Below are 6,874 nucleotides of genomic sequence, written 5' to 3' on the forward strand. Positions count from 1 at the left end.
CTGTTGTTTGAAGAAAACTATGGAAAAACTGTTTCAAGATGTAAAGAGGGCCAGCAAAACACTATCGGCTCTGACTGATGAGCAACGCAACTCCATCCTATTGGATGTGGCGGAGGCTATCGTGGCGCAGCAGAATACGCTGTTGGCGGCTAATGCTAAGGACTTGGAGCGCATGGATGTGAAGAATCCGCTCTACGACCGACTCCAACTGACGCCACAACGACTGGAAGGTATTGCGGCTGATATGCGCAATGTGACGAAACTGCCGTCGCCTCTGGGGCATAACAGTCATCAGCGAACGCTCCCCAATGGGTTGAGACTTCATCGCGTGACTGTGCCTTTCGGAGTGATTGGCATCATCTATGAGGCGCGGCCCAATGTGACGTTTGATGTCTTTGCCCTTTGTTTCAAGAGTGGCAATGCCTGCGTTCTCAAGGGTGGACGCGATGCTGACGACTCCAACCGTGCTGCCGTTGCACTCATCCATGAGGTGTTGAAGCGTCACAATATCGATGAAAATACCGTATCGCTGCTGCCTGCCACTCATGAGGCTACTGCCGAAATGCTTAATGCCGTGGGATATATTGACCTCTGCATTCCACGAGGCGGAAGAAAACTCATCGATTTCGTGCGCGATAATGCTCGTATTCCTGTCATTGAGACGGGGGCTGGCGTGGTCAATACCTATTTCGATAAAGGTGGTGACTTGCAGAAAGGACAGGCTATCATCCTTAATGCTAAGACGCGACGGGTATCGGTTTGCAATGCGCTCGACTGCCTGATCATCCATCAGAAACGACTTGCTGACCTCCCACAACTCGTGGCTCCGATGGCGGAGAAACAAGTGACTCTCTTTGCAGATAGTATGGCTTACAACCAACTCAAAGGGCATTATCCCGATACGCTCCTGATGCCTGCCACCGACGATTCCTTTGGTACGGAGTTTATGGACTATAAACTCGCTATTCGCACCGTAGCATCTATTGATGAGGCACTTGCTCATATCGACCTGTATGGCTCTGGACACAGCGAGTCTATCATTACCGAGGATGAGGCTGCCGCACGGCTCTTTCAACAAAAGGTGGATGCAGCTTGCGTCTATTGGAACGCACCAACCTCGTTTACCGATGGGGCACAGTTCGGATTGGGTGCTGAGATAGGAATCTCTACGCAGAAACTCGGACCGCGTGGACCTATGGGACTCGACGAGATTTGCACCTATAAATGGATTATAGAGGGTGAGGGACAGACTCGAAACTAAGACATTTCTTTTTATCATCAATTATCATAACCTGTATGAAAAGTTTTATCAACGTACAAGATATCGGTCCGCTGGAGAAAGCACTGGCCGAGGCTAAAGAGATTAAGAACGATCGTTTCAAATATCAGCATCTGGGCAAGAACAAGACGCTGCTGATGATTTTCTTCAATAATTCACTGCGCACGCGTCTTTCTACACAGAAAGCTGCTATGAACCTGGGCATGAATGTCATCGTGCTCGATGTCAATGCGGGTGCATGGAAACTTGAAACAGAGCGTGGAGTCATCATGGATGGCGATAAGAGTGAACACTTGTTGGAGGCTATTCCGGTGATGGGGTGCTATTGCGACCTTATCGGTGTGCGCTCATTTGCTGGATTGTCTGACCGCGACTACGACTATGCTGAGACGGTTCTCAACCAGTTTATCAAGTATAGCGGAAAACCGGTCTTCGCCATGGAAACGGCTACCGTGCATCCCCTGCAGGCTTTCGCAGACCTCATCACTATTGAGGAGTATAAGAAGAAGCAACGGCCTAAGGTGGTTCTCACATGGGCACCTCACTGCCGTGCATTGCCGCAGGCTGTGCCTAACTCATTTGCGGAGTGGATGAATGCTGCCGATGTGGATTTCGTGGTGACTCATCCTGAGGGCTATGAACTCGATCCGAAGTTTGTAGGTAATGCTCGCGTGGAGTACGACCAGCGTAAAGCGTTCGAAGGTGCGGACTTTATCTATGCTAAAAACTGGAGTAATCCGGGCGTGACCAATCCTGCTGACTATGGTAAGATTACATCGAAGGATATGAGTTGGACGGTCGATGAACAGCACATGGCGTGGACCGACCATGCTAAGTTCATGCACTGCCTACCTGTGCGCCGTGGTCTTATTGTTACTGACAATGTTATTGAGAGTCCGGATAGCATCGTTATTCCTGAAGCTGCCAACAGAGAAATTTCATGTTCGGTTGTGATTAAACGTATGTTAGAAAGCATGTGATTCTAACACCTTATTATAATTAATGCAGCGAGGCGGATCCATCATGAATCCGCCTCGTATTGCTAATATCGTTCTCTATAGCCTCCGTTTTTTGCGTATTTCAGCAAAGCCCTTATCTTATCGTCAAGACCTTGCTTACCACGCCATCTGTAGTGTTCATCTGCAGCACTACGGTGTCGAGAGGTGTTGTTTCGGGCAACAGGATGCTCACGTAGCTCCGGTCTGTATAGTATTGTGGAATATTGTTCTGATCGTGCAACAGTCTGTAGTGCACGGTGTTGCGTCCGTTTGAATGACAGATCAGCGTATCTTGTGCAAGGGCAATCTTATGGAGTGCTGAATTAGAATCAGAGACTCCCGACTTCAGCAGCAATGCCATGTTCACATAGCGGTGGTTGTCTGACACCCACACACTCTCGTAACCCACAGGGTCATCTGCCATATTCTGCAGTTTCCTATGCTCTTTCGCACGGAGGGTGGGTACACCTCCCAATGCCCTGCATTTGGCAACTCCGTTGCCCAAATCATCGAAATATACGATGGCACGGTATGTGGAATCAGCTTTTGAAGCCCATGTAGCGAGGACAGGAGTTTCAAACATATAGTGCTGACCCTTGTCGGTCACGAAGTCGAGGGCTTTCTTTTCTTCTCCGATACTTACATCAACCAGTTCGGCTTGCATATCGGAATAAGGGCCATCGCCCTTGTCGTAAGCATCGTTGGTGCATCCGGAGAGTAGGGCTCCCAGGCAACAGGCAACGGCTACTGCGGTGTGTCGTGGCTTCCACGACAGGAGGTGTGATTCTTGTTTCATTATTGTAGGTGTTTCTTTATCCAGACCATCTGTCCGTATTCCGTAGCATCGCTCGTCCAATGTTCGTTGATGGGGGTGATGAGCGACTCTTTTTCGCAGTTCAGCGTATTCCATACTGCATAACTGGTGGTTGGCGGACATGTATTATCATTATATCCCCATGTCATATAGGTGGTGGCTTTCACCTTACGGGCAAAGTTCACCACATCGTAATACGCCATGGTAGAGATATTGGAAGGGGTGTAGAGTCCTGTCATGCGATTGAAGTGGGGATAACCGCCGGTGCGTCCCTTCTCCGTATAGCCTGCCATATCGCTGAGTGCTGGATGGTTCACCACACAGAGGTTCACGCGTTTGTCGAGACCTGCTGCCACGAGGGCGAGGGCTCCGCCCTGACTACCGCCTTGTACCGCAACATTCCGTCCATCCCATTCGGGTAGTGAGGTGAGCAGGTCAATGCAGCGCACCAAGGCGAGATAGACGTGCTTCATATAGTATCGGTCGCGGTTATCTATACCGTTTTCCAAATATCCTGTCGGGTCGCTGTTGAAGGCGCGGCTGATGTCATCGAAAGTCTCCTTGGGCAGTCGGGGATCCAGTCCGTGAATTTCTATCTCCAGTCGGATGAAACCGTTCTCTGCGTAGTATTTATGTCGCAATGGCTCTTTGATGGTCTTGATGCCGGCTCCCGGAGGACAGAGCACTACGGGATGCTTGCCTGGCTGCGCGTTTTTGGGGTAGAAGAGGTAGCCATAGACGCATTGTTTGCGACGGCTCACGGGAATTTTTACCAAATAGCAATCCACCTTATCGGTGCAGTATTCCTTGGCAATCTCCTTGGTGTAGCTGAGCGGAATCTTTGCCAGTTCGTCGAGGTTGCCTTGCCAGAAGGTGTTAAAGTCTTTGGGCTCTTGTGTGAAGGGTTGTATCTTCTCGGGTGAGAATCCTACCTTCACATGGTGGGTGTAGCTTTGTCCATCCAGTTTCATGGTCAGCACGACATCACGGAATCCTGGCGTTTTCTTCGTTCCGATATTGATCTTGGCACGTCCGTTCTTCAGCGTGACGGTGCCTTTTGTATCTGTTCCCAACAGGTCGTTGCCCACGGTATAGGTCACCTCGCCGTTTCGGGGTATTCCGTATTTATAGAATTGTATTTCTATGTTTGCCTTCTCGCCGGTCTTGTACAACCAGTCGGCATGGTCGGGCACGGTTACCCATAGGTAGTCGCTGCGGTACGGATAGTTTTCTGCTCCAGCCATCAGTGTGACAACCGCCATTAGGGCGATCATCATCATTCGTTTCATTGTCGTTTTGATGTTCATCGTTTTGTAGTTGTTTTTTGTAGTATTGTTTGTTGATAGGGTCTATTTACTCTTGATAACCATAACAAAACCGCCACGTGGCTCACAGACTATACGGCCTTTTCTTTTGCTGTTGATGTGCCACGGTGACGAAGCATTCCCTGAATCGGTAAAGACGGTTGTCGTGGTTTTCTTACTACCGATAAAGTCGATGTTAAATTCCAGCGTCACCCGCTCGTTGGTTCCGTTGATTCCTGCCACATACCAGTCGCGTCCTTTCCTCCGTGCCATCACTACTTGTTCTCCGGGGTAACCTGCCAACAGGCGTGTCTCATCCCAGGTGGTGGGTAGCGAACCGATCAACTGCTTCACCTGTTTCGGTTGCGTCAGATAACTCTCAGGACGGTCTGCCCAGTGGAGCAGTCCCGATTCGAAGAGTACGGCAAGGGCGAGCTCGTGCGCATGGGTGGTGATATGAGGGTGTTGCGAGTCGGAGAAGGTACAGGGTGTATAGTCCATCGATCCCACAATACCGCGTGTGAAGGGTAGTGTGGCGTTGTGTGCTGCTGCTTTGTCTGTCAGCACAGGGCTGTTGTTGTACCATTCAGCACCATAGACAGCTTCCGTCGATAGCAGGTTGGGGTAGGTGCGTTGCCAACCGCGTGGCAGTGTTGCACCATGGAAATTTACCATCAGATGGTGGCGGGCTGCTGCCTCCAACAGGTCGATGCAGTATTGCATAGTCTCTTGTTTGTCGCCGGCAAAGAAATCTATCTTCACGCCAGCCACTCCTTGTTGTTCTAACCATGCAAATTCGCGCTCTCTGCGCTCTGGCGCATTGAGGCGGAAGTGGGGACCTGGCGCTCCGTCTTTCCCCAACCATGCAGTAGAGGAATTATACCAGATCAGCACTTTTACACCTTGCTTTTGCGCATAATCCAGTGCGTCGCCTATCGTTCCGCCGTTGCCCATCTCGTCCCATTCTGCATCTATCAGCACGTAGGGCAGGCCAAGGGCAACCGCCATGTCGATATATTGACACACAATTTTGAAGTCACGACTGCCGTGGTTGTGGGCCCAGTAGATCCACGACACACCACCCGGTTGAATCCATGCCGTGTCTTTCAGTCGGCAGGGCGCACTGACATCCGTTACGAGTGTTGAGGCTACGAGATCTTCCAGTCCGCCAATCAGGGCAAGACGCCAAGGAGAAACCCATCTTCCTGAGGTGTTCTGTCGTTGTTCGTCAGCCACCACACGATAGTCGGTTGCTTGTTTGTCGTTGTACAACGATGCAGCACTATGCCCACCGTCTATTCCTGCCTCCGTCAGCAACATCCATGTCTTTGGAGCGGCTTCCACCAAGGCAGGGAAAGCCCATCGGTGGTTGTTGTCGTTGCCGGTAGTGGCGAGTGGATAGAAGTCCTCATAGGGTTCGTTCCATTTCTGCATCCAGCGCTTGGTGCCCTCATCAATCCGGAAGGTCGTATGTTCTGTTGTGACACGTGTGTGCAACAGGTTATCCATCTCATAGCGCAGGGCCACACCGTCGTTATAGAGTCTGACCACCAGTCGTTGTTGGCGTTTGACATCATCCTCAAACGTATAGACCACTTCGCGTCCGTGATTGGTGCAGATAGATTTCTTTCCCACGATCATCGCGTAGGTTTCAAACACAGGGTGTGGATCACTCGTATCCACCAGTCTCAAGTGGTGTCCAGCTCCGTCTTTCGTCTCTACTCCAAACTCTGTGATGGTTGTCACGTGATGTGTCTTACTGTTTTTATCCTGTCGGTAACTGATGTCGAAGGCTGTGATTGAATCGCCTGTTGTGATGGTGTTCCAGATGATGCAACCGTTTGGCGATGTAAAAGAGCGGTTTGTTAGCGTCGCTGCCCATCCGTTCACCGCAGCCGTTGCGATGAAAAGGAAAATGGCAATGTATCTTTTCAGAATAGTTTGATTCATAGTTTTGTGATAAGTTATCTGTTCAGCACGCAAAGATACGCTTTTTTCACCGCAATACCAATAATTTTCCCCAAAAACACAACTTCCATCGCGTAGCGATTTCCGCAAAGCCCCGCCCCGTTCTTTGCACATTTCCGCAAAGCCAGCCCCTATTCTTTGTGTTTCCTCATAGCTCTTCCATCCAAAATCTCCCCGTTCTTTGCACATTTCCGCAAAGCTTCCCTCTAAAAGTGAAACTTTGAAATAGCGGCATTGGTGCGTTTCAGGTGCTTTTTCGGCCATTGGAAATGAAGAAAAAGATTTGTGCGCGTCCACACGTCCTTTATATATAATAAATAAGGAGTTTCCGTTTTGCGGCTTGACAGAAATCAATCTCTGCAAAAAAGTTTCATGCAATCTGCATTTTTTTCTCGAAAAAGTTTGGTAGTTCAGAAAAAAGCCGTACCTTTGCATCCGCTTTCAGGAATACAACACCTGACAAGCACTGAAGGAAGAGTTCTTTGAAAGATTTACATAAAACAGAGAAGTA

General features: G+C 49.7%; 5 protein-coding genes. 2 read left to right on the top strand and 3 right to left on the bottom strand.

Annotation, left to right across the window (positions count from 1 at the left end):
* Positions 1–19: 19 nt before the first annotated feature.
* A complete protein-coding gene (locus CIK89_RS01860) occupies positions 20–1,261 on the top strand; it encodes a glutamate-5-semialdehyde dehydrogenase (RefSeq protein ID WP_094389730.1) in 1,242 nt (413 codons plus the stop codon).
* 35 nt (positions 1,262–1,296) lie between these two features.
* Positions 1,297–2,259 (top strand): acetylornithine carbamoyltransferase, encoded by a 963-nt coding sequence (locus tag CIK89_RS01865; protein WP_094389731.1) that lies wholly within the window; start codon positions 1,297–1,299, stop codon positions 2,257–2,259.
* Positions 2,260–2,371: 112 nt separating this feature from the next.
* Here CIK89_RS01865 and CIK89_RS01870 read toward each other — a convergent pair whose 3' ends face one another.
* From CIK89_RS01870 to CIK89_RS01880, 3 genes are read right to left on the bottom strand one after another with little or no spacing between them, the layout of a single operon-like run.
* On the bottom strand, positions 2,372–3,073 hold the full coding sequence (locus CIK89_RS01870; protein ID WP_158214818.1) for a NigD-like C-terminal domain-containing protein: 702 nt from the start codon (positions 3,071–3,073) through the stop codon (positions 2,372–2,374).
* On the bottom strand, positions 3,073–4,380 hold the full coding sequence (locus tag CIK89_RS01875) for an acetylxylan esterase (protein WP_094389743.1): 1,308 nt from the start codon (positions 4,378–4,380) through the stop codon (positions 3,073–3,075). The genes CIK89_RS01870 and CIK89_RS01875 overlap by 1 nt, the downstream gene beginning before the upstream one ends.
* Positions 4,381–4,440: 60 nt before the next feature.
* The gene (locus tag CIK89_RS01880; RefSeq protein ID WP_094389733.1) at positions 4,441–6,345 is read right to left on the bottom strand and encodes a glycoside hydrolase family 97 protein; all 1,905 of its coding nucleotides are present in this window, start codon (positions 6,343–6,345) and stop codon (positions 4,441–4,443) included.
* Positions 6,346–6,874: the final 529 nt, after the last annotated feature.

The organism is Prevotella sp. P4-119 (assembly GCF_002251345.1).
Classification (GTDB): Bacteria; Bacteroidota; Bacteroidia; order Bacteroidales; family Bacteroidaceae; genus Prevotella.